Origin of the sequence: Microbacterium sp. CGR1, from assembly GCF_001266755.1 — a bacterium.
Taxonomy (GTDB): domain Bacteria; phylum Actinomycetota; class Actinomycetes; order Actinomycetales; family Microbacteriaceae; genus Microbacterium.
On record NZ_CP012299.1, the window covers coordinates 1,026,171 to 1,050,650 of the forward strand.

Annotated in this window: 27 protein-coding genes and 1 tRNA gene; 9 read left to right on the top strand and 19 right to left on the bottom strand. The window is 68.1% G+C overall.

The features are described 5' to 3' along the window. Nucleotides 1-7: 7 nt before the first annotated feature. The 5 genes from AKG07_RS18170 to AKG07_RS04900 all read right to left on the bottom strand — a co-directional run bounded on the left by AKG07_RS18170 (nt 8) and on the right by AKG07_RS04900 (nt 2,373). A complete protein-coding gene (locus AKG07_RS18170; RefSeq protein WP_256381364.1) occupies nt 8-139 on the bottom strand; it encodes a hypothetical protein in 132 nt (43 codons plus the stop codon). A 5-nt stretch (nt 140-144) separates the two neighbouring features. After that, complete coding sequence (locus tag AKG07_RS04885) at nt 145-1,158, bottom strand: glycosyltransferase (RefSeq protein ID WP_053096365.1); 1,014 nt, start codon at nt 1,156-1,158, stop codon at nt 145-147. 94 nt (nt 1,159-1,252) lie between these two features. Continuing rightward, entirely contained in the window at nt 1,253-1,591 is a 339-nt protein-coding gene (locus AKG07_RS04890; RefSeq protein WP_053096366.1) for a DUF7882 family protein, read from the bottom strand. 188 nt (nt 1,592-1,779) lie between these two features. After that, on the bottom strand, nt 1,780-1,998 hold the full coding sequence (locus AKG07_RS04895; protein ID WP_171821920.1) for a DUF2795 domain-containing protein: 219 nt from the start codon (nt 1,996-1,998) through the stop codon (nt 1,780-1,782). 81 nt (nt 1,999-2,079) lie between these two features. Beyond that, nucleotides 2,080-2,373 carry a DUF7882 family protein gene (locus AKG07_RS04900; RefSeq protein WP_053096368.1) on the bottom strand — a complete coding sequence of 98 codons (294 nt, stop codon included), beginning with the start codon at nt 2,371-2,373 and terminating at the stop codon, nt 2,080-2,082. Nucleotides 2,374-2,718: 345 nt separating this feature from the next. Between AKG07_RS04900 and AKG07_RS04905 the strand changes: the two genes are divergently transcribed. Continuing rightward, on the top strand, nt 2,719-2,925 hold the full coding sequence (locus AKG07_RS04905; protein ID WP_053096369.1) for a hypothetical protein: 207 nt from the start codon (nt 2,719-2,721) through the stop codon (nt 2,923-2,925). Nucleotides 2,926-2,929: 4 nt separating this feature from the next. Here AKG07_RS04905 and AKG07_RS04910 read toward each other — a convergent pair whose 3' ends face one another. The 5 genes from AKG07_RS04910 to AKG07_RS04930 all read right to left on the bottom strand — a co-directional run bounded on the left by AKG07_RS04910 (nt 2,930) and on the right by AKG07_RS04930 (nt 7,093). Further along, nucleotides 2,930-4,021, bottom strand: coding sequence for a YihY/virulence factor BrkB family protein (locus AKG07_RS04910; protein ID WP_445928299.1), 1,092 nt, complete (start codon nt 4,019-4,021; stop codon nt 2,930-2,932). 64 nt (nt 4,022-4,085) lie between these two features. Continuing rightward, a complete protein-coding gene (locus AKG07_RS04915; RefSeq protein WP_053096370.1) occupies nt 4,086-4,649 on the bottom strand; it encodes a DUF3618 domain-containing protein in 564 nt (187 codons plus the stop codon). Further along, entirely contained in the window at nt 4,646-5,059 is a 414-nt protein-coding gene (locus AKG07_RS04920) for a phage holin family protein (protein ID WP_053096371.1), read from the bottom strand. Before AKG07_RS04920 ends, AKG07_RS04915 begins: the two co-directional genes overlap by 4 nt. Beyond that, entirely contained in the window at nt 5,037-5,822 is a 786-nt protein-coding gene (locus AKG07_RS04925) for a hypothetical protein (RefSeq protein WP_053096372.1), read from the bottom strand. Before AKG07_RS04925 ends, AKG07_RS04920 begins: the two co-directional genes overlap by 23 nt. 149 nt (nt 5,823-5,971) lie before the next feature. Next, complete coding sequence (locus AKG07_RS04930) at nt 5,972-7,093, bottom strand: carboxylate-amine ligase (protein ID WP_053096373.1); 1,122 nt, start codon at nt 7,091-7,093, stop codon at nt 5,972-5,974. Between the two features lie 144 nt (nt 7,094-7,237). Between AKG07_RS04930 and AKG07_RS04935 the strand changes: the two genes are divergently transcribed. The 4 genes from AKG07_RS04935 (at nt 7,238) to AKG07_RS04950 (ending at nt 10,926) form a co-directional block, all read left to right on the top strand. Continuing rightward, nucleotides 7,238-8,698 carry an aminotransferase class I/II-fold pyridoxal phosphate-dependent enzyme gene (locus AKG07_RS04935; protein WP_053096374.1) on the top strand — a complete coding sequence of 487 codons (1,461 nt, stop codon included), beginning with the start codon at nt 7,238-7,240 and terminating at the stop codon, nt 8,696-8,698. A 3-nt stretch (nt 8,699-8,701) separates the two neighbouring features. After that, nucleotides 8,702-9,757 carry an SDR family oxidoreductase gene (locus tag AKG07_RS04940; RefSeq protein WP_053096375.1) on the top strand — a complete coding sequence of 352 codons (1,056 nt, stop codon included), beginning with the start codon at nt 8,702-8,704 and terminating at the stop codon, nt 9,755-9,757. Nucleotides 9,758-9,848: 91 nt separating this feature from the next. After that, nucleotides 9,849-10,184: a DUF7882 family protein gene (locus AKG07_RS04945; RefSeq protein WP_053096376.1), complete on the top strand. Its 336-nt coding sequence runs from the start codon at nt 9,849-9,851 to the stop codon at nt 10,182-10,184. Between the two features lie 13 nt (nt 10,185-10,197). Next, nucleotides 10,198-10,926 (top strand): GAF and ANTAR domain-containing protein, encoded by a 729-nt coding sequence (locus AKG07_RS04950; protein ID WP_082297826.1) that lies wholly within the window; start codon nt 10,198-10,200, stop codon nt 10,924-10,926. 9 nt (nt 10,927-10,935) lie between these two features. Here AKG07_RS04950 and AKG07_RS04955 read toward each other — a convergent pair whose 3' ends face one another. Further along, nucleotides 10,936-11,280 (bottom strand): DUF7882 family protein, encoded by a 345-nt coding sequence (locus AKG07_RS04955; RefSeq protein ID WP_053096377.1) that lies wholly within the window; start codon nt 11,278-11,280, stop codon nt 10,936-10,938. Between the two features lie 61 nt (nt 11,281-11,341). Next, on the bottom strand, nt 11,342-12,319 hold the full coding sequence (locus AKG07_RS04960; RefSeq protein WP_053096378.1) for a Dyp-type peroxidase: 978 nt from the start codon (nt 12,317-12,319) through the stop codon (nt 11,342-11,344). A 142-nt stretch (nt 12,320-12,461) separates the two neighbouring features. On the opposite strand from AKG07_RS04960, the gene AKG07_RS04965 reads away from it, so the two are divergent. Then, complete coding sequence (locus AKG07_RS04965; RefSeq protein ID WP_053096379.1) at nt 12,462-12,821, top strand: UBP-type zinc finger domain-containing protein; 360 nt, start codon at nt 12,462-12,464, stop codon at nt 12,819-12,821. Then, nucleotides 12,818-14,071: an NAD(P)/FAD-dependent oxidoreductase gene (locus tag AKG07_RS04970; RefSeq protein ID WP_201778472.1), complete on the top strand. Its 1,254-nt coding sequence runs from the start codon at nt 12,818-12,820 to the stop codon at nt 14,069-14,071. The genes AKG07_RS04965 and AKG07_RS04970 overlap by 4 nt, the downstream gene beginning before the upstream one ends. A 20-nt stretch (nt 14,072-14,091) precedes the next feature. Here the strand turns inward: AKG07_RS04970 and AKG07_RS04975 are convergent, their stop codons facing one another. From AKG07_RS04975 to AKG07_RS04985, 3 genes are read right to left on the bottom strand one after another with little or no spacing between them, the layout of a single operon-like run. Next, entirely contained in the window at nt 14,092-15,303 is a 1,212-nt protein-coding gene (locus tag AKG07_RS04975) for a cupin domain-containing protein (RefSeq protein WP_053096380.1), read from the bottom strand. Next, entirely contained in the window at nt 15,293-16,966 is a 1,674-nt protein-coding gene (locus tag AKG07_RS04980) for an MFS transporter (RefSeq protein WP_053096381.1), read from the bottom strand. The genes AKG07_RS04975 and AKG07_RS04980 overlap by 11 nt, the downstream gene beginning before the upstream one ends. Further along, complete coding sequence (locus AKG07_RS04985; protein ID WP_053099145.1) at nt 16,959-17,681, bottom strand: alpha/beta fold hydrolase; 723 nt, start codon at nt 17,679-17,681, stop codon at nt 16,959-16,961. Before AKG07_RS04985 ends, AKG07_RS04980 begins: the two co-directional genes overlap by 8 nt. Before the next feature lie 233 nt (nt 17,682-17,914). On the opposite strand from AKG07_RS04985, the gene AKG07_RS04990 reads away from it, so the two are divergent. Beyond that, nucleotides 17,915-18,985, top strand: a complete 1,071-nt coding sequence (locus AKG07_RS04990; protein WP_053096382.1) for a PucR family transcriptional regulator — start codon at nt 17,915-17,917, stop codon at nt 18,983-18,985. Nucleotides 18,986-19,006: 21 nt separating this feature from the next. Here AKG07_RS04990 and AKG07_RS04995 read toward each other — a convergent pair whose 3' ends face one another. Together AKG07_RS04995 and AKG07_RS05000 are read right to left on the bottom strand one after the other, a co-directional pair. Continuing rightward, a complete protein-coding gene (locus AKG07_RS04995; protein ID WP_150115076.1) occupies nt 19,007-21,298 on the bottom strand; it encodes a helix-turn-helix domain-containing protein in 2,292 nt (763 codons plus the stop codon). Nucleotides 21,299-21,360: 62 nt separating this feature from the next. Further along, complete coding sequence (locus tag AKG07_RS05000; protein ID WP_082297828.1) at nt 21,361-22,614, bottom strand: MFS transporter; 1,254 nt, start codon at nt 22,612-22,614, stop codon at nt 21,361-21,363. Nucleotides 22,615-22,810: 196 nt separating this feature from the next. Here AKG07_RS05000 and AKG07_RS05005 point away from each other — a divergent pair, with 196 nt between their 5' ends. Next, nucleotides 22,811-23,647: an alpha/beta fold hydrolase gene (locus AKG07_RS05005; RefSeq protein WP_053096384.1), complete on the top strand. Its 837-nt coding sequence runs from the start codon at nt 22,811-22,813 to the stop codon at nt 23,645-23,647. 54 nt (nt 23,648-23,701) lie between these two features. Here the strand turns inward: AKG07_RS05005 and AKG07_RS05010 are convergent, their stop codons facing one another. Together AKG07_RS05010 and AKG07_RS05015 are read right to left on the bottom strand one after the other, a co-directional pair. Beyond that, a complete protein-coding gene (locus tag AKG07_RS05010; RefSeq protein WP_053096385.1) occupies nt 23,702-24,136 on the bottom strand; it encodes a hypothetical protein in 435 nt (144 codons plus the stop codon). Between the two features lie 192 nt (nt 24,137-24,328). Beyond that, nucleotides 24,329-24,401: transfer RNA gene (locus AKG07_RS05015), tRNA-Val, on the bottom strand. Between the last annotated feature and the right edge of the window lie 79 nt (nt 24,402-24,480).

Genomic DNA, 24,480 nt, shown 5'->3' on the forward strand with positions numbered 1-24,480 from the left:
ACCGGAGTCAGGGTGACGAGACGTGGCGATTCTCGTGCCGATCTCTCCGCTCTCGGATCGTCATCAGGATCATCACCTTCAGGACGCCGCCGATGAACAGTGCCGCGCTCGCAGCGAGCGCCCACGCTTCCATCTCCATGTTCCTCACCTCCCCCCGGCATCCGTGGCTGTCTGAGGCCATCGAGGCCCAGCCTCCTCGGCGATCCGGCGCAGGATGCTGCGCTGACTATGGGCCGAGACTCTCAGACGTGCTCCCCCATACCGCACCCCTCCGCGCAGCCGCACGGCGATGGCGAGCCACGAGCACACCGCACGCTCGGCAACCCACAGCGGCGCCCACAATGCACTGGTCGCCGGGAACACCGAACGGCCGTCGAGCCGTCGTCGGCCGCGCTCGGCGAGCACGACGATCATGAGCAGCACGAGCGCCAGCGAGCCCGGTCGGTGGCGCAGGATCCACACCGTGGGAAGGATCGCCGCCTCGATCGCGAGGCGCAGCGGCTGCGCCCAGCTGTCGTACGCCTGTCTGACCCGCTGCGACAGGAAGTGCCGGGCGGTGGGCGGGCGCCGCATGACGTAGATGTCGGGTCGGGAGTGGATTCGACCGCCGGTCGCGCGGATGGTGCGCTCCATCTCGAGATTCTCGAAGAGCGTGTCCGCATCGTATCCACCTGCCGAGAGCAGTGCCGAGCGCCGCAGAGCGTAGGTTCCGGGGTAGTCGTCCGAGAGGGCGCGGTTGAGGAGGCTGCGAGCGGTGTCCCACCGGGCATGCCAGGGCAGCGGAGCGAAATGGTTCTGCGGCTTCACGAGGGTCGCGCGTTCGAGCTCGGAGACCACCGCGGCGAGCGCGCGATAGTCGTACCGCACGTCGTCGTCGGCGATGACCACACGCTCGTGCCGAGCGGATGCGATGCCCGTGAGCACGCCCCGCACCTTGCCGTTCGCGCCCGTGGTCTCGTCGCACGGGATGTGCCGGACGAGACTCGACCAGGCCGACGCGTGCGAGGCGAAGCGGTCGGGGTCGGATCCGTCGACCACCGTCACGTCCGCCCACGCGCGCAGACGCGTGAGGTAGGCCGTGAGATCGTCCATCGTCTCGTCATTCCCCCATCGCAGCGGGAGGACGTATTCGATGTCGAGGAGTGGAGCGCCGTTCATGGCGGCACGATAGATCGGGTTCGCTCGCCCCTTCTCGGGTATTGACAAGATGCGCGGAACGCATCTCCACCCTGAGGATCGCGGCGCCGCTCGGCTACAGGTCGGCGGGCACTCCGAGCTTCTCCCCTGCCGACATGTCGTCGGGCTCTGCGACCAGGTACAGCCCGGTCGGGGCATTCGCGGTGAATGCGAGCGCATCGACCCACCGCCGGTTGATCGATGGCTGCCTGCTGCCGAGGAACCGATAGACCAGCGCACTCCCCGGGTGCAGCCAGACAGTGGTGCGGCCTCCCCCGATGCTCTGATCCTCGCGCCAGCTGAAGTTGAAGGGCTCGGCTCGTCGGAGCTTCGCGGTGATCACGAGCTGCAGGTGGCTGAGCGCACGATCCTCGATCTCGATCCTGATCGAGCCCTCATAGATGAATCTGCCCATCATGCACCTCCCTGCGGCGCGTGCATGGGGAGTCGCGACGGCGACGATGTATCGGATTCGTGCGGCCACGTGAGCGTCAGTGGCGCGCCGGTGAGGTCGGACATGGTGCCAGGGTAGGAAGACCGCGAGGCCTCTCGCAGGGTATTGACAAGTCTGCGTTCACCCTGCAGAGTGCGCCGGCGGCAGAGTCAGGCCCCGTCGAGCGTCTTCAGCACTTCGGCGACTCCGTGGTAGTCGCGAGCAGGCAGGTCGTGGATGGCGTCGATGGTCCTCACCTCGAGATGATCGACGACGGCGATTCTCAGCAGGTCATCCTTCGTTGCCGGGTAGTCGATGCTCCGGAGGGTCCGTGCGAGTCTCGCGTCGGAGGATGCGTGGGCGGTGAGGGGGTGCGGGGATGGGTTCATGCGGTTCATTCTCTGGACCGCGATGGGAACTTCGCCTCTCTTGACAGCCGACGGGAACCCGATGTAGGTGCTGCGAGCGCCCTACATCTCCTCGATCAGCAGTTCCCCGTGAGCATTGAGGCTGTTCATCATGCGGGACACGCGCTCGGCGTCCACGCGAATCGGATCAGCGCTGTCGAACGCCAGAACGAGCGGGATGCTCGGATGAATCCACGCGGTCAGTCGGCCGTCGCGGGAATCGTCTCCCGGGAGCCACGACATCATGAAGCTCTCCTGCCGCCTGAGCTTCGTGCCGACGACGATCTTCATGTGCGCGAGCGTCACATCGTCGATGACGATCGGGTCGAGTGTGCTGTCATACCTGAGGCGTCCCATCCGGCGATGCTAGGTGAGCGCCCGCGTGCGCGAAGGGGCGTTGACAACCGGAGGATCGTCGGGTGATGTCTCAGGCCCGCGGAAGCGCACAGGCGGCCGTGCCGCCGGGAAGACGGTGTCGGAAGCGCGCGATCAGCGAATAGCCCAGCGCAGCGACCCAGGAGAACGGGGGCGTGACGGGAAGCACGCCGTGGTGCAGAACGCGCAATCGCCGTCGTAGACGAGAAGAGGCCGGGCGTGCAGGAAATCGAGCCTACGCCTCACCGGAGAACAGTCGCCCACCACATCATCCTTTCGATGACAAGCCCCTGTTCGCTCATGTCACCGGTGGCGGAGCCTGTCTGCATGAGCCACCCAGACGACATCAAGCAACCGCTCGACCATCTGCCTCCTCTCGACGAGCGAGACAAGGCCGTCGAGATCGACGAGCCGCACTATCCGACGTCCGAAGCGGGGCCGACCGGACCCGCGCACGCGTCTCCCGATACCGCCGCGGAGCCCGACAAGCCGAACCGGCACGGCGTGGACAAGCTTCCGCCGACCGCACGCTGATCGGTCATCGACGGTCGGACCCGTCGGATTCGCGGTGCCCCGATTCTGCATCGGCATGCTCGCGGATTCGGCGGGCCTCGTCGATGTCCTGCTGCTCCTTCTCTGCGGCTTTGTCGCTCTTGCGTGTGTCCCTCGGGGGAAGGCGGATCTCCCGCTCTGCGGCGATGCCCGCCTGCAGTTGGCGACCTCGCTCGAGTTCGGCGTCGAACTCCGCTCCGACGAGAAGCGCCAGGTTGGCGATCCACAGCCACAGCAGGAACACCACGATGCCCGCGAGGGAGCCGTAGGTGCGGTCGTAGTTCGAGAAGTTCGCCACATAGAAGGCGAAGCCCGCCGTGGCGACAGCCAGCACGATGATCGCGAGGAGCGCCCCGAGGCTGATCCACCGAAAGCGCGGCTGCTTCGCGTTGGGAGTGGCGTAGTACAGGATCGCAACGGCGAGGACGACGATGAACCCCAACAGAGGCCACTTCGCGATCGACCAGATGGCCTGAGGCACGGTGCCGAGTCCGAGTGAGTCGCCGATGGCTCGCGTGACCGGCCCCGACACCACCAGGATGATCGCCGCGATGACGAACAGCACGATGGTGATCACCGTCACGAGCAGCTGTGCAGGCTTGAGCTTCCAGAACGGTCGCCCCTCGTCGATCTCGTAGATGCGGTTCATCGCTCGGCTGAAGGCGCCGACGTACCCGGACGCCGACCAGATAGCGAGCAGGATGCCGCTGATCAGCGCGAACCCGGCGGCCGGCGAGTCCGCGACCTGTTCGATCGGGCCCCGGAGGGCGTTCGCCGTGTCGCCCGGGGCGATCTGCTCGACGATGCCGATCACCGCTTCCCCGGCGGCCTGTCCCTGCCCGACGACGCCGAGGAGCGAGAAGATCGCTATCAGTCCGGGAAAGATCGACAGCACCGCGTAGTACGTCAGCGCGGCAGCTATATCGGTGCACTGGTCGGACGAGAACTCACGGAAGGCCTTCTTCGCCACGTACTTCCATGATCGTCCGTGGAGATCGTCCGGGGAGTCGGGCTTGCTCGAGGCCTCGGGATCGACATTCCCGTCTCGGGCCTCCGTGTGCGGCTGCGACATCTTCATTCCTCTCAGGACGGACGGACCCGTCGCCTACCCGCGTGCGACGGGTCCGTCCGGTCGATGGCGGTCAGCTGCCCGCGATGTTCTCGCGGGCCTGCTGCGCCTGATCGGTCACTTCACCGGCCGCGGTCTGCGCTTCGTCCTTCACGACGGCCACGGATTCCTGCGCCGATTCCCGCACGGATTCGACCGACGCCTGTGCCGGTTCCTTCAGATGCTCGCCGACCTCCTTGGCCACGTCCGTGACCTCATCGACGAGCGGCTGAGCCTGGTCCTTGACCGTCTTCGCGAGCTGCTGCTCCTTCGACGACGCCGGGACGAGCGATGCGATCAGCAGCCCCGCCCCGAAGGCCATCAGGCCGACCGCGAGCGGATTGCCCTCGGCTTTCGCGATGGCGCGGTCCTTGACCTCCGTCACGCGGTCGCCGGCGTCCGAGAGCGTGGATCCCGCATCGTCCGCCGACCCCATGACGCGCTCGCGCACCGAGGTGAAGGCACCGCGCACTTTCCCCATCTGCCGGTCCACGATCTTCGACGGCGTCACCTTGTCGGCGAGCGCGTCGACATCCGACCCCAGCTCCTGTCGCGTCCGCTCGATGTTCGCGCGGATCTCGTCGGGTGAATCACTCATCGGTTCTCCTCATTTCTCTTCAGTGCTTCCGGAATCTCCTTGACCGTGTCGACGGTCTGCGGCATGCCCTCGACCTGCTTCAGCTGAGTTCGGCCGACCACGAACAGGATCAGCGCGACGATCGCCCAGATCACGGCCACGACGACGCCCGACCAGCCGCGCCCCATGAGCGAGCCCAGCGCCCACCACAGTGCGACGGACAGGAAGAACACCGCCATCAGCGCCGCATAGCCGGCGGCACCCATGATGCCCGCGCCCTTCGCGGACTTCGTCGCGGTCTCCCGCAGCTCCGCGCGAGCGAGTGCGAGCTCCTGACGCATCAGCGTCGACAGGTCTCGCGAGACCTCACCCAGCAGATCGCCGAGCGAGTTCGACGCGGCCTTCGTCTCAGAGGGTGTGGGGTCGCTCATCGCCACCCTCCCCGAGTGCGCCCGATCCGGTCCAGGCGGTCTGTGCGCCGCCACGACGGGTCGGAGGTGTGAGACCTTCTGTCTCCGTGCGTGTCGGAGCGCCGGTGAGGTCTGCAGCCGCCGCCCCGCCGCTGTCGGCGGCACCGACCGCGGGAGAGCCGACCGGCACCGGTACGGCCGGGTCCGGGTGGACCTCACGGGGCGGCGTCACCGGCCGTGAAGATGTATGCGTGTCATCTGCCGAGGCGTTCGATGCCAGCGCTCGGGTGAGCCTGCCGACGGCGACGCCGACGATCGCCGCCCCGAGGATGAAGGTTCCGGGCTTGCGTCTCGCATACCGCTTCACCTCCGTGAGCACGGAGGCCGGATCGCGGTCCCCGAGCCAGCTCGCCGCGCCCGACAGCCGTCCGGCGACCTGCTGCACCAGATCGCTCGCGACACCGCTGCCCTCCGAGTTCGCAGCCATCGAACCGAGTTCGTCGCTGACCGACCGAAGCCCACCGGCGAGGCGCTGCTGCTGCGTGTGCGCCTGCTCCTTCAGCTCACGGGTGGTCTGCGCGTACAGGTCCTTCGCCTGCGTCTTGGCCTCGCCGACGACGCTCGCCGCCTCTTCCTTGGCGGTGCCCATCACGTCCTTCGCCTGAGCGCCGGCCGTGTCGGCAAGACCGGCCGCCTCGTTCTTGGCAGCCTCCGCCTTCCCTGAATCCTGCTCGTGATGCGCGTCCGAGCCGCTCAGGCTCGTCGTGCCATAAGTGTCCGACATCAGTGCTCCTTCGTGCGGGGTCGTCTCGGATCGAACGACTTCGTCGACCGATCCGCTGGATTGGTGAGCACTGGTCTAACGGGGTGAGAAAGCCGTTCCAGCACCCTTGCCGAAATCGAGGTCCCGGGTGTATGGCGCCCGCAACTTCTTCAGACGATCACCGATGCCGACTCGCCTGTCGATTCCGCGGCCGGCACTCCGTCGGCGCTCAGATTACGGACGATGTCACCGACCGAGCCCCGCCGGGCGACCTGCTCGCGCTGCCAGTCCGCACCCGTCCCCCGCCGTAGGATCTCCTGCACGCCGTGAACCACGCGCTCGACGTCACCGAGGGCTTCCAATCCCGGTCGAACATGCTCGAGGAGCGCGGCGATGCTCGCTGCGGGCGCGCACGGAGTACCGGCGACAGGGTGAACATGGTCACCCCGCATGCCGCTCAACGCCGCCCGCCATGTGGCGAGTCCGAGCAATCGTTGATCCGTGCGGAGGGGCGGCATCCCTGCCTGCCACTCGATCACAGCGGTCTCCACCAGTCCGCGACAGAGGGCTGCGATGGTCACGGCATCCTCCTGCCGCAGACAGATGTCGGCGACCCGCACCTCGAGGGTCGGGTGGTGCCGCGAGAGCCGCGCGTCGAAGTACAGCATCCCCTCGTCGAGCAGTGCCCCCGAAGCGAGCAGGGAACCCTCATGCTCCCGATACGCCGCCTCCGAGCCGAAGACCGGATTCGGTCCCGCACAGGGCCAACGACTCCAGACATCGTTGCGATAGCTGGCATAGCCGGTGTCGGTACCATCCCAGAACGGCGAGTTGCTGCTCAAGGCCAGGATCGTCGGAAGCCAGTCGCGAATGCGATCCAGTGCCGCTACCCCCTCGCGCGGCGAATCGATCGCCACATGCACGTGGAATCCGCAGGTCAGCGTTCGCCGGGCGGTGATGCCGTACCGCCGCATCATCTCCGCGTAGCGCGACGACGGCGATGCGTGCGGATGCACCGAGACCGGTGACGTCGCGAGCGGAAGCGCTCTGGCACCCACCGCGACCGCGTCGGCATCGGCACGGCGCCGACCGTCGGCGATCGCTCCGGCCAGTTGCTGCGTGGTCGAGCACACGGGACCGACGACCTCGATCATCTCCTGCTGTATCTCCGCCTCGAGCTCGGGCCCGCCATCCTTAGATCGCCACTCGAGGATCCGAGGTGCGGCCGCGGTCGGCAGCCCCGTTCGCACGTCGACCAACAGCAGTTCCTCTTCGACACCGAAAGTTCTCATGCACGCATTCAGCCGACGACAGTGACGGCCGGCACAGCTGCTTGACTTTTTCGCCGCCCGCCTTGATGCTGCGAACCTCATCACACGACCGAACGAAGCGCAAGGCCCACGCGACCGAGCCACAGCGCGAGTACAACGGGCGGCATGGACCAGACAGCCGCACCGATCCTCGACGCGATGACCGAGTACCACCAGCTCTCCCGCTACGGGTACACCCCACCCGGTCACCGTCAGGGACGGGGTGCGGACCCTCGCACACTCGCCGCCCTCGGAACGGATGTCTTCCGCAACGACCTGCTGGCCACAGCGGGACTCGACGACCGGTCGTCGTCTCAGGGCTACCTCGAGCAGGCCCAGGCGCTTATGGCGGAGGCCGTCGGGGCCGACCACGCCTTCTTCTCGACGTGCGGCAGCTCGCTCTCGGTGAAGGCCGCGATACTGGCTGTGACACGCGGCGAGGGCGAGCTGCTGATAGGTCGCGACGCACACAAGTCGGTGACTGCTGGTCTTGTACTCTCCGGTCTGCAGCCGAGATGGGTGAGGCCGAGTTGGGACGCGCGGTTGCACCTCGCCCACCCGCCCTCTCCGGACGACGTCGAGAAGATGTGGCAGCGGTACCCCGATGCGAGCGCGGCGCTGATCACGAGCCCGACGCCCTACGGCACGTGCGCCGACATCGCCGCGATCGCCGACGTGTGTCATCGCCGGGGAAAGCCGCTGATCATCGACGAGGCGTGGGGCGCGCACCTGCCGTTCCATGATGATCTGCCGACGTGGGCGATGGATGCGGGCGCGGACGTCTGCGTGGTCAGCGTCCACAAGATGGGCATGGGACTCGAACAGGGATCGATCTACCACCTCCAGGGTGATCTCGTCGATCCTGTGCGGCTCAAGCAGTGTGCCGATGTGCTGGCGACCACGAGCGCGAACGTGCTGTTGTACGGAGCGATGGACGGCTGGCGCCGCCAGATGGTCCAGGACGGACGCGCGATGATCTCCGCCGCACTCGATCTGGTGCACCGCACCAGAGATCGCATCGATGCGATGCCGGGACTGCATGTCCTCGGTGACGAGCTGATCGGCTCCGAGGCATCCCATGACTTCGACCCCCTTCATATCCTGATCGATGTCAGCGAGCTCGGCATCAGCGGCTACCAGGCCGCGGACTGGCTGCGCGAGAACGCACGTCTCGACGTCGGCCTCAACGACCCGACACGCATCGAGGCGACGTTCTCCCTCGCCGACTCCGAGGCCTCGGCAGACCTTCTCGCAGACGCGCTCGCTGCACTCTCGCAGGCCGCCCCCGCCCTGCCCGAAAACTCACCGGTGTCGCGGCCCACACCCGGCGAGCTCGAGCTCGACACGGTCGTCCGGCCCCGCGATGCGTTCTTCGGACCCGTCGAAGTCGTCCCCGCCGATGAAGCGCCCGGTCGCATCGCGGCCGAGCAGATCACCCCGTATCCGCCCGGCGTGCCAGTGATCCTTCCGGGTGAGCGCATCAACGAGCCGGTGATGCGCTACCTCCGCACGGGCGTCGAGGCGGGCATGGTCATCCCCGACGCGGCTGACTCGTCGCTGGGCACCGTACGAGTCGTGAGGGAGTGAGTCATGCAGGTCTTCGGTCCGGGAAACACGAGTGCCGATCGTCGGTCGCGCGGACTTCGACACCGTCCGCTGTCGCAGCAGGTCGTCGTGATCACCGGCGGATCCCGCGGAATAGGCCGGGCGGCAGCCGAACGTCTGGCGGCCGCGGGAGCACGCGTCGTGCTACTCGCGCGACAGGAGGATCGTCTCCACGAGGCGGTCGCCCGCATCACCGCGACGGGCGGGCACGCGCGGCATGTCGTCTGCGATGTCACCGACCCTGCGGCGGTCCTGCAAGCCGCCGACAAGGCAGAGGAATGGTACGGCCGTATCGACACCTGGGTGAACAACGCCGGCGTCTTGCTGTACGGCCGATTCGAGCGGACCACGCCGCAGGAGTTCCGTCGGCTCATGGAAGTCGACTACCTCGGCCAGATACATGGTGCGCTGGCGGCGCTGCCCGCGCTACGGCGCGCAGGCGGAGGGGCGCTCATCTGCGTGACGTCCGTCGAGGCTCGCACGACGCTGCCGCTGCACAGCGCCTACGCGGCCGCCAAGAGCGCCGTGGAGGGCGCCATGCGGGGTCTCCGCCGCGAACTGATCGATCAGAACGATCCCATCTCGGTGACCGTCGTGCGTCCGGCCGTCATCGACACGCCACTGTTCGCCAGTTCGGCTTCGCACCTCGGCCTCAGACCATCTGCACCGCCGCCGTACTACTCACCCTCCGTCGTGGCCGGGTGCATCGCGTATGCGGCGGAGCATCCTGTCGACGAGCTTTACGCGGGGGGAGGCGGGCGCGTGCTCGCGCTGGCCGAGACCATGTTCCCGCGGGCTCTCGATCGGATCCTCGGCCGGTGGGGCGAGAGGACGATGCACACGCGAGAGGCGGCATCCCCGGGCGCCGGCAACCTCTTCGCACCCGACGGGCAGCCGAACGACGGCACCCTCCCGCGGCGCGGACGCCGTGCGAGCCTGTACACCTGGCTGACCACGCATCCTCGCGCTCGTCGCCTGCTCATGATCGCGACCGTGCTCTGCGCGGCGTCGTTCTGCGCGCGACGGTCCCGCGTCGACTGAGCCATGGGTCCAATCTGCAAGGGCCTTGCGAGGCGCACCGCACCCCTGTAGGTCTGGGCACAGAAGGAGATCTACGAAGGGATGTCCCATCATGGGCAAGTTCGTATACGAGGGAAATCAGAAGGTCGAGATCGACGATCGCGCGCTCCACCATCTGCAGGTCGTGATGACGACGAAGCTGCGTCGCGGCGAGCCGTTCCTCTTCACCTGGAGGGAGGACGCCAGCATCGGCGGCGGTCGGAGCTCGGTCTGGATGCACGCCGGGTGCAACCTCGTCTTCAAGTACACCGGCGGCAAGGTCCCCGAGCTCAATCGGCACTGGATCGAGGCGCTCGCGTTCACCGCGAATGCGCCGTCCGGGCTGTATCTGGTTCACGAACCGGAGAATGTGGGTGCAGAGCATGGCCATACCGTGGGCGTGAGCTGAGGATCGGATTCCAATGCCGTTCGATATGACCCGCGACCCGCACTCGCAGAGCGACCTGACCGCTGTCTTCCGCCGCCTGGCTGACGCTCTGGATCCGGACTACGACGTCATCGACACCATGGACCTCCTCGTCGAGGCAGCGACGCGCTTCACCCCTGCGGTCGACGCCGGCATAGTCCTGGCCGATGCCGGAGGCCGGCTCCACGTGCTGGGCTCGACGAGTGAGCGTGCGAGCGATGTGGAGGAGGCAGAGCTCGGCATCGAGCAGGGGCCCTGCCTCGACAGCTTCCGGTCCGGGCGCGTGGTCGAGACACCTGATCTGCGGTCGAGTGCCGATCGGTGGCCCCAGTTCGCTCCTCTCGCGGTACGACGCGGCCTTCGCGCCGGCTACGCGGTACCGCTCTCTCTGCGCGGTCAGCACCTCGGTGCGCTGAACCTGTTCTTCGACCGGGTCGGTGTGCTCACCGACCAGGATGCTGCCGTCGCTCAAGCACTCAGCGAGTTCGCCACGATCGGTCTGGTGCAGCATCGCACGCTCCTCGCACATGCCGACCGCACCGCGCAGCTTCAACACGCGCTCGACAGCAGGATCGTGATCGAGCAGGCGAAGGGCGCGCTGTCGTTTCAGCGCAGCGTCTCCATCGACGATGCCTTCACCATCCTTCGACGACACGCGCGCTCTGTCGGGGCGCGCCTGCACGATGTCGCGCAGCAGATCGTCGACCGCCGCCTCACCCTGTGAGCGACTCGGTCACCGCCCTCCGCCTGCGCCTTCCGATTCCCCGCCTTCGGTGGGATCGATGATCTCCGCAGTCAGACAGACGCCGCCCGTGCTGCTGAGCGTCTGAGAGAGCTCCTCGATCCACCGACGGTTCAGCGTCGGTGCCTCCGTCTCGTCGAATACGAAGCGCAGCGGGATCGACGGATGCAGCCAGATGGTCGATCGACCGGGGGCCTCGCCGTCCTTGTGGATCCACGACAGGGTGAAGCTCTCGTTGCGGCGCAGCTTCGTCGTGACGACGATCTTGAGGTGAGCCAACGCTCGGTCCTCGATGAGGATCGGCGGCTGAGCGGCTCCGTAGAAGAGTCTTCCCATATATCAACGCTACGCGCGTGCGGCGCGAGATGGGAGGTGACTCTTGTCCGCTCGTCTGCCGTCAGATGCGCTGCACGGGCATCGGCTCGTCGGCGAGCCCGCTGAGGAAGTCCGCGGACGGCGCGAAGAAGGTGCTCCCGGTCGTGGCGCGGGAGAAGTCCAGGAGCCGGTCGTACGCGCCGGGCGGGTCGCCGATGAACATGTTCTCGAGCATCTTCTCGATGACCCAGAGGTAGCGCGAGTACCCGATGAAGTAGGTGCCGAAGGACGACGAGCCCGGGCTGCCGAAAGGCATGTTGTCACGGAGGATGTCGTGCTCGACACCGTCGACCACGATGGTGGCGAGGGTCTTGTGGGACTTCTGCCCGACGGCCGCATCGTCGAGCTCGACATTGTCGGCCTTCTTGCGGCCGATCACGGCCTCCTGCTGCTCGGTCGTCAGCGCCTGCCACTGACCGAGGTCGTGCAGATATCGCTGGACGACGACGTAGCTGCCCCCGACGTGATCACCGTCCTCTGCGCCCACCAGCGTCGACTCGGCGACGGCGTTCCCCACCGGGTTCGCGGTCCCGTCGACGAAGCCGAGCAGGTCGCGCACGTCGAAATACCGGAATCCCGAGGTCTCGTCGACCACGGTCACGGCGTCGCCCAGCACGTCGAGCAGCTGGCGCTCGAACTCGAACACGAGATCCTGGCGGTTCGCACGGATATGGAAGAGGAGATCCCCGGGCGTGCCCGGCGCGGTGTGCACCGGGCCCACGACCGGCGCGAAGGGGTGCAGCTCGGCCGGAACCCGGCGCGCGGTGAGGCGCGGCCACGCCGCGGCTCCGATGCCGACCGTGCACGACAGCATCGCGTCGAGATCACGGAATCCGACGTTCTTCACGAGGTCGTCGATACCGGCGATCGCGTCGCGCGCGGTCGACGCGGCATCCGCTCCGTCAGCGATCTGCAGCACGAGGAACGTCGCGCTGGACGTCAGCGGCGCATCGACCTTCTGCGATTCGATCGGGACCCGGCGGGAGGAAGAGGTGCTCACCTCCCCGAACCTAGAGGATGTCGACGAGCACGGCTTCGACGGGTGTCGAAGGAACATGAGGACTCCCGCGGGCACCCTTGAGTACGACACGGAATCCCGACATCATGACCCCGACGGCATACCGACGACAGGAGATGCACCCATGAGCGACGTCAGCGACTTCATCCGGGCGGACGTTCCCCCCTCCGGCCCGGGGTGTCTGGACTGCGAGGCGATCGGCTCGTGGTGGCTGCATCTGCGCCGGTGCGCCTACTGCGGGCACATCGGATGCTGCGACGACTCCTTGCACAAGCATGCGACGAAGCACGCGCACACGAGCGGCCATCGAGTGATCCAGAGCTTCGAGCCCGGTGAGGACTGGTTCTGGGACTTCGGCACCGAGACAGCCTTCGACGGTCCCGTCCTCGCTCCCCCGCACAGCCATCCGCGGTCGCAGACCACCCCCGGCCCGGCTGAGCGCGTGCCTGCGGACTGGCAGGAGCAGCTCGCAGGCGACGCGTGACCGAGGCACCCGACCAGCGGTCGCCCCTGCGTCTCATCGCCGACGCCGACGGGCCGCAGGCTTTCGCGTTGCGCGACTATCTGACCCGCAGCGAGGTTCCGTTCCTGCCGATCATGGTTCCCCGGGGTGCCGCCGCGGCGGCGGGAATCGACCTGACCGGCAGGCGGCTGCCGCTGGTCGTCCTCCCCGAAGGCGCCGTGTTGGAGGACCCGAACCCCGAGCAGGTCGCTGCGGCTCTCGGCTGGGTGAAGCCTCCGGCGCAGTCGACGTACGACCTCATCATCTACGGAGCTGGACCCGCCGGACTCTCGGCCGCCGTCTACGCGGCATCCGAGGGTCTCAGCGTCGCCGTCGTAGAGCGCGACGCCGTCGGCGGGCAGGCCGGTTTCAGCAGCCTCATCGAGAACTACCTCGGTTTCCCCGGGGGGATCTCCGGGGCGGAGCTCGCCGAGCGCGCCCGCCGGCAGGCGCTCTCCTTCGGCGCCGAACTCATCGTCATGAGGTACGGCATCGCCCGCACGTTCAGGGACCACGACGTGCGGGCTCGGCTCGCCGACGGGTCGGAGATCCATGCACGCGCGGCGCTGTGCGCCACCGGCGTGCAGTGGCGCAGACTCGGCCTCGACGGCGAGCAGGGCCTCCGCGGTGCCGGCATCTACTACGGCGCGGGCACCAGCGAAGCCTCCGCCTGCATCGGTCAGCACGTCTACGTCGTCGGCGGCGCCAACTCCGCAGGACAGGCGGCCATGAACCTCGCGGCCCACGCGGCGCACGTCACTGTCGTCGTCCGCGGCCCCTCGCTCTCGTCGACCATGTCGGCCTATCTGCTCGACCGGCTCGCCGCGCAGAGCAACGTCACCATCCTCGTCCACACCCGCGTCGTCGCGGTCGACGGAGACGAGCATCTGCGAGAGATCACCCTCGACCAGGCGGGCAGGACCACACGCGTGCCCGCGACCCACCTGTTCGTCTGCATCGGCGGGGCTCCCAACACCGAGTGGGCGGCGACGACGGATGTGCAGCTCGACAGTCGCGGGTTCCTGCTCACCGGCGTGGACCTGATTCCCGACGACCAGCAGAAGTGGCCGCTGGCACGCTCGCCCTACTACCTCGAGACATCCGTCCCCGGGATCTTCGCGGCGGGCGACGTCCGTGCGAACTCCGTCAAGCGCGTCGCATCCGCCGTCGGCGAGGGCGCGATGGCCGTCACCCTCATTCACCGCTACCTCGCCGAAGGCGCTCAACGCTGATCGCGCTCGGAGGGCGCTGATCAGCGCAGTGGTGTGATGCCCTGTGCTCCGCGGGGGAACGTGGCCAGCACTGCGGGTTCGATGTTCAGGTGTGCGGAGACGAGCTGCGGGGGCACGTGGGAGAGCCAGTTCGCGAGGGAGATCTCCTCGTACTTGTCGGTGCGGAACACTTCGAGGAACTGCAGCACGTCGTCGCCGGTGTTCTCGATGTAGTGGCCGAGGTTCTTCCGGACCACGCCCACGTCTCCGGCGCGGAAGTCGGTCGTGTTCGCATGGGGGCCGGTGTTGAACACGGTCATGCGGGCGGAGCCGCGGAGGTAGTACTGCCATTCGTCGGCGTTCGGGTGCCAGTGCAGCTCGCGCATCGACCCCGGCTCGACCGTCACGAGGGCTGCAGCGACGGTGCTGGAGTAGGCGTAGTTGGTGGAGTCGGCGATCTGGATGGATCCACCGGAGTTCTCATACAGCGGCTTCGACCGCGACAGTCGGAAGATGACCGGTTCCATGCCCCATTCCACGCCCGCGGCGGCCTGGTCGATGTCGAGCGCGGGTGGTTCTTCGCCGGGGAAGATCCAGAGGTTGTGCAGCGGGATGTCGGAGAAGACCGACTGCGCGACGCCGAAGTTCTTCGCGAGGACCTCGGGCGGGGTGTGTGCGAACCAGTCGGTCAGCAGCAGTGTGTTCGACTCGGACTGGTCTCCGTCGTCGAACGCCAGCACGAACTCCGCCCCGCCCGGGCCGAGGCCCTGCAGGGAGTGCGGGGTGCCCGCCGGGAAGAACCACAGATCACCCTCTTCCACATCCTCCACCGCGGGAAGACCCGACCGGCTGAGAGTCGTCACCCGCGCCTTGCCGCGGGTCATGACCGCCCATTCGGCGGTCTGGTGCCAGTGCAGTTCGCGGATGCCGCCCGGCTCGAGGTACATGTTGACCCCGGCGATCTCGTCGGAGATGTGGAAGTCCTGCTTCGTGAGCTCCCGCGCCCAGCCGCCGCGCTGCACCCGGCGGGGTGAGATGTTGAACGAGGACCAGAAGAACGGCTGCGTGCTGATGTCCGTCGCCGGCGCGTGCATCTGGTTCGGGAACTGCGACTCGATGACCTCGTTCTGCGGACCGGTCATCGTGTTGCTCTGCGGGCGATCGGCGATGTTCACCTCCCCCTCCTGCGGCAGATCGGGGTCGCCCAACGACGGGATCTCGGGGTGAGTGGTGGGGTGGTCGTCACGTTCCATGCGGGAGGCTCCGTCTCTTGTGGCGGGTGCGGCGCTTCTCGACGCCGCGGTGGTGAGGCAGGGGGATGGCGAGCAGGTGCGTCACCTCGAGCTCCTGGGTGCTCATCGCGCGCGCACGGGTGATCTGCTGGGCGTCGAACTCGGTGGTGCGACCTTCGTGTTGACTCACGTGCTCGCGCCAGGAGCCGACGGAGTACGCCTCGATGACCGACCCTGGGTCGTCGGCGTCGACGTACACCTGCCACCCCCGCGCCCCCGTCCGCAGACGGGTCTGCTGCACGCCGGTCATCGTGTCGAGGAACTCCTGTCTCCGCTCGACCGGAATGCGATACCGGATGACCACCAGAACGGGCGCGTCGTCAGCACCGTCCAGGCGGGGCCGGTCCTCGACCCCCGGCACCTCCACGATGCCGCGGCCGATGCCGCTCGTCGCCGGCATGGGCCACACGAGCAGGGAGAGTCCGCCCAGGCCGCAGAGGATCCCGGCCCCGATGACCACGAGCCCGGGATCCCACACGGACGCGAGCACGCCCGCGCCCGCAGACCCGGCGGCCGTGCAGCCGAAGAGGACGAGCTGGTAGAACGACAGGCCGCGCGTACGCACCCAGACGGGCAGGAACGCCTGCACCGTGCCGTTGATGGTCGCGATGACCCCGATCCAGGCGAGACCGGTGGCCACGAGCGCCGGAAAGGTGATCCACAGGGTCGGCGAGGTCACGAGAATCACGAGTCCTGCCCCGAAGACCACGGACGAGGCCAGCACCACACCGTTGACCGCTGCGACGCGACGCGCCCACGGGAGCACGAACGCACCGACGATCGATCCTGCTCCCAGCGCTGCCAGCAGAAGGCCGTAGCCACTCGCAGAGAACCCGAGCGAGTTCTTGGCGATGGTCGGCAGCAGCGCCCAGAGCGCGTTCGCCGGTATCAGGAAGACGGCGAGCCGCAGCAGGATGCGGCGGACGATCCGCGAGTGGCGGATGTAGCGGATGCCGGCCCGCGTTGCATCGACGAAGGGCTCGGGCCGAGCCACCGGCGGACTGTAGGTCTTCCAGAAGAGCAGCACGCCCAGGAACACCAGGAAGGAGAGCGCATTGAGCAGGAAGACCGCCGCGACGCCGAACTGGGCGACCACGAGGCCGGCGATCGCCGGTCCCACCGCGCGGGCGATGTTCACGCCGATCGAGGAGAGGCTCGCCGCATCGATCAGGAGCTTCGGCGGCACGATGTCCGGCACGAGTGCCTGGAACGCCGGCAGCTGGATGGCCGAGACCGTCCCCAGCACGAACGTCGACGCCAGCAGGATGGTCGTGGTCGTCTGGCCGACCGCGGTCAGATACGTGAGACCCAGCACGACGGCGAGTTGGACCGTCTGCGACCAGAGAAGGACGCGCCGACGGTTGAGGAACTCGCCGATGACGCCGGCCGGGATCGCGAACAGGAGCACGGGCGCTGCCGATGCCGTCTGCACGAGCGCGACGAGCAGCGGCGAGCTGTCGTTCTGCACCAGGAGCCATTGAGCGCCGACGGTCTGCATCCAGCTGCCGATGTTGCTGACGATCGATGCCAGCCACACCAGGCGGAAGATCGGGACGGCGAGCGGCGCGAACCCCGCCGTCCAACCGGGGCGGGTGTCGACAGCATTCCCCTGCTGCTCAGCCACGGGTCTCGATCTCGTCGAGGATGCTGTCGATGAACCGCACGATCTCCGCGGCGTGCGTCTGCGTGACCAAGTGCGGTGCGTCCAGCTCCCTCACCGCTCGACATCCCGCTCGCCGATATCCGAAGCGCTGGAGGTGCGGGCTGATGAGACGGTCGTGAGTCGCCACGACGCCCCAGCTCGGCGTCACGCTCCAGCCCGCGCCGGACGCCCGCTCGGCGAACACGGAGTCGGAGATCGGGCGCTGTGAGACCGCGAGGACTCCCGATTCGTCGGCGGGAAGGCCCGGCGCGAGAAGGCGCGCGAACTGGTCGGGTGCGACGGTCAGCTCCGTTCGCCGTGCGCCGTCTTCACCCGGGAACACGGTGGCCACGAGATGCGCGGATGCCTCTGCCGGCGCGAAGAGGTCTCGCATCTCGGCGATGCTCTCGCCCCGTTCCAGCGCATAGCCCGCGATGAAAAGCAGCCCTGAGACGTTCGCCGCCTCGCCGACGACCGTGATGACGGCCGCGCCATACCCGTGTCCGACGAGCAGCACCTCTCCGTCGACGTGCTCGACGATCGTGCGGATGTAGTCGCAGTCGCCGCGGAAGCTGCGGCCGGTCACCGGCGGAGCGAGCACGCGGTGTCCGGCGTCGAGCAGGCGGAGCACGACCGGCCACCAACCGGATGCGTCCAGGAAGGCTCCGTGCACGAGGACGACCGTGCTGCTGCTCATCATCGCGTCACCTCGTGTCCGTTCCTCCGCTGAATACGAATCTATGAACCGTCAGACTCACGACCATGCGACAGGAGTCGAAGACGGTCGTTCCTCACTTCTGCCTGCTTTCCGCCTGGTGCGGCTGCTCGGAAGACGCTTCTATGGGGCGTACTCGAGTTCGGTGGATGTGACGTCCGCATCCATCGACGCAGAGCGACACGGTGAGCCCATCCCCCGCACAGGAGCGACCCATGACGATCAGCGATACGACGACCCCCGCAGCCTCGACGGCGCTGTCGGAGATCGCCCTCCAACTCGCAGCATCCCTGCACCGCCGAGTGGTCGTGCACGAGTTCGGTCCGGCGGCGTCCGACGGCGGGCTGTCCGCATCACCTCAGGCATCCGCCTCGCTCCTCTCCGTTCCGGTGCATGACGACGGTGTCCCGGTCGCCGTCATCGAGATCGACCTCGGAGATGGGCCGCAGCTCACGGCGAGCGAGTTCGAGGCGATCGATGCGGCCGTCGCCCTCACCCGTATCGCCCTGCGCAGGGCCCCTGGTTCGTCGCGTGTCGATCGAGAGTCGATCCTGGTCGATCTGCTGCACGCCGACGAGTCCGTGCGTCGCGGCGCCTTCGCGCACGCCGTCCAGCAGCGGTGGCTCCGGCCGGGCCCCGGCACGGTCGCTCGCGCGGTCCTCATCGATGCGACGGTGAGCGATGTCGACCGCATCGCCTTCGGACGCCACCTGACGCACCTCCGGCCCGTGCCGGCTCATTTCATCGGGCTGGAGCGCGGTGTCGTCCTGCTCGTGGGACAGCCGTCCGACAGCGGCCTCACCGACCTCCTCCTCGACGAGGCGGCGAGACGCGGCATCCGCATTCTCGGAATCGGCACCGCCTCCCCTGCGCAGGGCGCGTCGGACCTGCGCAGCGCCGCCGATGAGGCCGTCATCGCCGCCTCTCTCGCGGCCGCCCTCCCGCAGTTCCACCCCTCGGTCGACTCGAGCGCTCTGGGCGGATGGCGGCTGCTCGCCTCGGCGTCAGCCGATCCGGCAGCACTCCGGATCATCTCGCCCGCCGCGCATGCGCTCTACTCCCAACGAGACGACAGCCAGCGGGTGACCGTCGAGACGTATCTCGACGTGGGTGCGAACGTCGTCGCGGCGTGCCGCATCCTGTTCGTCCATCGCACGACGCTCTACTACCGGCTCGAGCGTCTGCCCGAGGTGGTCAGAGAGGCGCTCGACGACGGCGTCGCGCGCAGCACTCTCCATCTTGCGTTGAAGCTCATCAGGCTCTGGGAGTCGACCGGCCGCCTGTGACCGCGGGACCCCGCCGGACGATCACGCTGCATCGCCCTCTGAACCGGGTGCGCGAGACGTGCCGATGAGCGACACCTCCCGGCGCACTCTGTCGAAGATGAACGCCTCGCTGCTCCCCGGCCCCAGCATGGCCAGAGCCTCATCCGCCTCGGCGATCGCAGCCTCGCCGTCGCCCGCGTGGATCAGCGCACGGATGTGTCGGCGCATCATCAGCAGCACACGGGTGTCGTCCTTGAGTGATCGTGCGATCTCGATGCCCAGCGCGCCGACTCGGACCGCGTCCTCGTGTCGTCCGACGGCGACGTAGGCGTCGACGAGGTCGAGGCACGCCGCGAACTGCGTGACGATGCTGGTCAGACTGTCCGTGGTCTCGGCGGATCGGACGCGCGCGAGCGTCGCCTCCGTCTCGGGGATCGACTCGAGGTACTTGCCGCGTCGGGCCTTGACCATCGACGAGAGCACCTGCGCGTTCTCCGCCCCTGTCGTCTCCTGAGCCGCGCGAAAGGCGACCATGGCGGCCGCGGCCGCCTCGTCGGCCTCGACGAGACGATCCAGCGTCCAGCTCGCCCACCCGATGTAGTAGTGCGCCCAGCCCTGCTGTGCGGCATCACCCGCGCGGGTGGCCGCCTCCAGCGCGGCATGCCCGGTGAGCACCGCGTTCGCCCGGTCACCGACCTCGACGATCTCCGCCCACGCGACGTACCCCAGCTGCGCGGCTTCTGCTCTCGGGTCGCCCAGCCTCTTCGCCGCCGCAGCCGCGAGAGAGAAGAATCGATGCCAGTGTCCCCACGTGATCCAGATGTCGGAGTACCAGTGCAGCGCATCCGCGACGTCGCAGACCATCGCGTCCTCGCCGAGCTCCGCTGCCTCCGCATACGCCGGCCACCAGTGCTCGACCTCCTCGCGGATCCACACCGCGGCGGCCTCGGCATCGATGAAGCTGCGGCCGTTGCGTGAGACTGCGCTCGCATCCCTTCCCGGTTCGTACCAGGCGCCGGCGCGCTCCAGACTCCCCAGCAGCCACGCGCGGATATGGGCGTGCCGCCGCGCGATCTCGTCGGATCCGACAGCATCGCGCAGCTTGCCCAGCCCGAAGAGACGCATCAGGTCGTGCAGACGGTAGCGGTCGCCACCGCGCGCCTCGAGCATTCCCAGGTCCGTGAGGTCGTCCAGCCGACGCTCCACCTCGGCCACATCTGACGATCGCACGGCAGCCGCTGCGAGATGGGCCCCGAAGGTGCGACCGTCGATGAGCGAGATCCACCGGAACAGCGCGGCAGTGCGCGGGTCCAGCTCCTCGTAGGAGAGAGAGATGGCCGCTTCCACGGCCAGGTCACCGGCGACGAGCATGCGCAGCCTGTCCTCCGACGTGCGCAGTCGGCTCAGGAGATCGGCGGCCGTCCATGAGGGGCGACTGGCGATGCGATTGCCGACCACTCGAAGCGCGAGGGGCACGTCGTCGCACAGGGCCGCGATCTCACTCAGCGCATCCAGATCGGAGGCATCGTCATGCGGGATGAGACGACCGAGGAACGCGATGCTCTCGTCCCGCTGCAGGGGCCCGAGCCGCAGGCGGCGCACCCCTTCGAGGCCTGCGAGACTCCGGCGCGACGTCACGACCACGACATCTCCCGCGCAGATCGACAGGATCGGACGGATCTGCGCCTCGTTCGCGACGTTGTCGAGCAGCACCTGGACGGGAGCCTCCGCGACCGCTGCCTGCCATTGGGTCCGCGCCGTCGCCAGATCAGCAGGCGGCTTCTGCTCCGCTCCGGGGAGCTGCCGCAGCATGGCGGTGACCACCTGGAGCGGTGTCAGCGGAGACGAGCTGAAGCCGTCCAGCCCCACGAAGACCAGCGGACGGCGGTCGGCCTCTCCTCCACGCGAAAGGATCTCGACGGCGCCGGTCGTCTTGCCGATTCCCGGCGCGCCGCTGATGACCAGCGCCGGTCGCTGCCGATCTGCGGGCTGAGGGCCGTGCAGGATGCGAAGTGCTTCATCGATCTCGGCCTGCCGGCCCGAGAAGTCGAACACCCGGTGCGGGGCTATGGCCCCCGCGGGCTCTGTCGCGACGGCGGCACGGGGCCGGGCACGCGCAGCGCGGAGGAACGCATGCTGATCGGCCACATCGAGTCCGAGTCCGTCGGCGAGCGCATCGACGGTGCGCCGTTGCGGCGAGGCGCTCGCTCCGCGTTCGAGGTCGCCGATCGTGCGCACGCTCACCCCGGATCGAGACGCGAGCGCTTCGAGAGTCAGGTTCTGGCCCACGCGCAACGAGCGCAGCATCAGCCCGAAGGGTGAGGGTTGTGTCACGGCGTCCGCCTTTCGCTGATCTCAGCTTGGCAGGTCTCGTCGGCGGGTTGATGGCGCGCCGGTTACGGGGCGGTTTCGTCGGGACCGGACACTGCACGTCCGGCCCTCGCGCCGGGCTCCTGACCGACGAGCGCGCGACGCATGACGACCGCCGCCGAGACGGTCGCGACCGACACGATCGAGATGAAGACGAGGAGCACCGTGGTCTGCGATGCGAACGTGAGGATCACTCCGATCGCGAGCACCGGAAGCGCGAGGCCGCAGTAGGCGATGAGGAAGACCAGCGCGAGCGTCTCCCCCCGTCGTCCCGGCTCGGCGAGACCCGCGGCCGTCGCGACCGACGACTTGAACAGCAGCCCGACGCCGACGCCTGCGACGACGCCTCCGAAGAGGAACACCGCGAGCGACGGCACCAGCGTTCCTGCGGCGACGGCGACGAGCCCGCATGCGCAGCAGACGGCCGCGACCGTCAGCTGGATGCGCAGCGGCACCCGAGCGAGAGCCACCTGGCCGGTTGCCGCGGCAGCGAACACCGAGCACGCGGTGATCCCGGCGAGAAGGTGGTCATGCTCGCCGAACGTGCTGATGAGGATGGTGGGCGCGAGAGAGGTGAACAGGCCGAACAGGGCGAATCCGGCGAATGCTCCGAAGCCCGCGGCGATGAATGCCGCCCTCGATCGCGGCGGTGCGGCTATGCGTTGCGGCCTGTACCGTCTCGGCTCGCCGGGTGGTGTCACCGTCTCCGGGACACCGGACACCGCGATCGCGGCCGCGACGAGCACCACGAGGAAGACCGCGTGCGGCAGCACCAGCGGCGCGGGCAGGAACTCGGCGAACAGACCGCCGATCAGCGGTCCGAGCGCCAGTCCGCCGAGATTGGCGGCACCCGCCACGGATGCGGCCACGATCGCGTTCTCGCTGGGGCGCGCCTGGGCTCGCAGCTCACCCAGATGCGCGGTGGCGGTGGCGGTGAGGATGCCGACGCTCGCGCCGTTCACCAGCCTCGCGGCGAGCAGTCCCGGCACCTCGTGCCATGCGAGGAACAGGACGGCGCTGAGAGCCGCGATGAGGATCGCGATCACCAGCATCCGCCGTCGCCCCATCCAGTCGCTGACATGCCCGAGCAAGAAGAGGCTGAGCACGACGCCGACGGCGAAGGCCGCGAAGATCAGGGTGATCACCGAGACCGGGCACCCGTCGACCTCCTGGTACAGCGGGTACAGAGGGGTCGGCACGGTCGCGTACGCCATCACGAGCAGGAAGGCGGAGGCGACCACCCAGAATCCCGCCCCGTGCGAGATCCGGGAGTTCGACATGGTCGAGACGCTATCGATGCGGCCTCGACGCCGCACCGGACAGATGTCGAAAACGCCGGGGACGGATTCTGGACAGATGTCGAGCGCGCCGTGAGGCCGGACGGGTTAGCGTGGTCGCGCTCCCACGAAGCTGACGTGGGGCGTTCGACAGTCGTCCGGGATCTCTCTCGGGACGGCGGAAACCTGGAGGCTGATCATGGCGTTCGTGACCACGGATGATGGCGCAGAGATCTACTACAAGGACTGGGGCAGCCCCGACGCGCAGCCCATCATGTTCCACCACGGCTGGCCGCTCTCGTCCGACGACTGGGACGCGCAGATGCTGTTCTTCCTCGACAAGGGCTACCGCGTCATCGCGAGCGACCGCCGGGGCCACGGAAGGTCGTCGCAGATCCGCACCGGCCATGACATGGACCACTACGCCAGCGATGCCTCGGCCGTCGTCGAGCACCTCGACCTCCGCAACGCCATCCACATCGGGCACTCGACGGGCGGCGGCCAGGTCGCGCGCTACGTCGCGCAGTACGGACAGCCGCAGGGCCGCGTCGCCAAGGCGGTGCTCGTCTCGTCGGTGCCGCCGCTGATGGTGCAGACCGACAGCAACCCCGAGGGCACCCCGATCTCGGTCTTCGACGGCTTCCGCGAGGCACTCGCCGCGAATCGCGCCGAGTTCTTCCAGGCTGTCGCCTCCGGGCCCTTCTACGGCTTCAACCGTGATGGTGTCACGCTGTCGCAGCCCGTGGTCGACAACTGGTGGCGACAGGGCATGACGGGCAGCGCCCTCGCTCACTACGAGGGGATCAAGGCCTTCTCCGAGACGGACCAGACCGAAGACCTCACCGCGATCACCGTTCCGGTCCTCGTGATCCAGGGCGACGACGACCAGGTCGTGCCGTACAAGGATGCCGCTCTGAAGCAGGCGGAGCTCCTGAGCGACTCGACCCTGAAGATCTACCCCGGGTTCCCCCACGGCATGCTGACGACGCACGCCGATGTGATCAACCCCGACATCCTCGCCTTCATCCAGCAGTAGCGCCCACGCGGCACACGATGGCGCATCCGGACCGAGAGTCCGGGTGCGCCATCGCTATGTCCCGGCGAGACCGGCCCCGGCCACGTCGAAGGCCGCGGCGAGCAGTCCGACGGCCATCGCTTCAGGAAGCGGCTCGAGCGGCCGGCACGCCCTCGGGTCCTCGTCGGGGCCGTGGTCAGGACGAGGGTCGCGGTCTCGGCGGCGCGGGACGAGGTGCGCATGCACATGCGGCCCTGCAGCTCCGGAGAGCACGACGTCGACCCGATCGGCTCCGGTCGCTCGGCGGATGATGCGAGAGGCGAACTGGATGTCGACCAGGAAGAGCTCGGCGATCTCCGCCGGCGCGTCGGCGATGTCGTCGTAGTGATCGCGGAGGCTCAGAATGCTCCGGCCTGGGAACCGGGCGTCGGAGAGCAGTCCCACACGCGAGACGGTGAGTCGGCCCACCGGATTGGCCACGACGAACCGACACTCTCGACAGATGTCCACGTGGCCTCCTTCCCGGCATCGCCTCGACGTCCGCAAGCCGCTCAGAGTCCACGGAGAACTCTACGAGCGGCGCGACGCCGCAGGAAGAAATCAGCCGGCCCTGGCCATTGTCGACGCTGCGGAGTAGAGTTCTGCGCCCCGTCGGAGACACGGGGTGGAGGATCGGCCGCCTTCAGCAGGTGATCGATGCGGTGGGCCCTGCCGGGATCGAACCGACGACATCCACGGTGTAAACGTGGCGCTCTACCAGCTGAGCTAAAGGCCCTGGTGCGTCCCAGTCTACAGATGACCCGATGCGCGCTGATGTCGTGGAAGAGGGATAGGCTGAGGGCGGCACGCGTTGT

Bases quoted from the DNA above. Each gene is read 5' to 3' on its own strand.
- AKG07_RS18170 (WP_256381364.1), bottom strand. From the start codon at position 139: ATGGAGATGGAAGCGTGGGCGCTCGCTGCGAGCGCGGCACTGTTCATC.
- AKG07_RS04885 (WP_053096365.1), bottom strand. From the start codon at position 1,158: ATGAACGGCGCTCCACTCCTCGACATCGAATACGTCCTCCCGCTGCGA.
- AKG07_RS04890 (WP_053096366.1), bottom strand. From the start codon at position 1,591: ATGGGCAGATTCATCTATGAGGGCTCGATCAGGATCGAGATCGAGGAT.
- AKG07_RS04895 (WP_171821920.1), bottom strand. From the start codon at position 1,998: ATGAACCCATCCCCGCACCCCCTCACCGCCCACGCATCCTCCGACGCG.
- AKG07_RS04900 (WP_053096368.1), bottom strand. From the start codon at position 2,373: ATGGGACGCCTCAGGTATGACAGCACACTCGACCCGATCGTCATCGAC.
- AKG07_RS04905 (WP_053096369.1), top strand. From the start codon at position 2,719: ATGAGCCACCCAGACGACATCAAGCAACCGCTCGACCATCTGCCTCCT.
- AKG07_RS04910 (WP_445928299.1), bottom strand. From the start codon at position 4,021: ATGAAGATGTCGCAGCCGCACACGGAGGCCCGAGACGGGAATGTCGAT.
- AKG07_RS04915 (WP_053096370.1), bottom strand. From the start codon at position 4,649: ATGAGTGATTCACCCGACGAGATCCGCGCGAACATCGAGCGGACGCGA.
- AKG07_RS04920 (WP_053096371.1), bottom strand. From the start codon at position 5,059: ATGAGCGACCCCACACCCTCTGAGACGAAGGCCGCGTCGAACTCGCTC.
- AKG07_RS04925 (WP_053096372.1), bottom strand. From the start codon at position 5,822: ATGTCGGACACTTATGGCACGACGAGCCTGAGCGGCTCGGACGCGCAT.
- AKG07_RS04930 (WP_053096373.1), bottom strand. From the start codon at position 7,093: ATGAGAACTTTCGGTGTCGAAGAGGAACTGCTGTTGGTCGACGTGCGA.
- AKG07_RS04935 (WP_053096374.1), top strand. From the start codon at position 7,238: ATGGACCAGACAGCCGCACCGATCCTCGACGCGATGACCGAGTACCAC.
- AKG07_RS04940 (WP_053096375.1), top strand. From the start codon at position 8,702: ATGCAGGTCTTCGGTCCGGGAAACACGAGTGCCGATCGTCGGTCGCGC.
- AKG07_RS04945 (WP_053096376.1), top strand. From the start codon at position 9,849: ATGGGCAAGTTCGTATACGAGGGAAATCAGAAGGTCGAGATCGACGAT.
- AKG07_RS04950 (WP_082297826.1), top strand. From the start codon at position 10,198: ATGCCGTTCGATATGACCCGCGACCCGCACTCGCAGAGCGACCTGACC.
- AKG07_RS04955 (WP_053096377.1), bottom strand. From the start codon at position 11,280: ATGGGAAGACTCTTCTACGGAGCCGCTCAGCCGCCGATCCTCATCGAG.
- AKG07_RS04965 (WP_053096379.1), top strand. From the start codon at position 12,462: ATGAGCGACGTCAGCGACTTCATCCGGGCGGACGTTCCCCCCTCCGGC.
- AKG07_RS04975 (WP_053096380.1), bottom strand. From the start codon at position 15,303: ATGGAACGTGACGACCACCCCACCACTCACCCCGAGATCCCGTCGTTG.
- AKG07_RS04985 (WP_053099145.1), bottom strand. From the start codon at position 17,681: ATGAGCAGCAGCACGGTCGTCCTCGTGCACGGAGCCTTCCTGGACGCA.
- AKG07_RS04990 (WP_053096382.1), top strand. From the start codon at position 17,915: ATGACGATCAGCGATACGACGACCCCCGCAGCCTCGACGGCGCTGTCG.
- AKG07_RS05000 (WP_082297828.1), bottom strand. From the start codon at position 22,614: ATGTCGAACTCCCGGATCTCGCACGGGGCGGGATTCTGGGTGGTCGCC.
- AKG07_RS05005 (WP_053096384.1), top strand. From the start codon at position 22,811: ATGGCGTTCGTGACCACGGATGATGGCGCAGAGATCTACTACAAGGAC.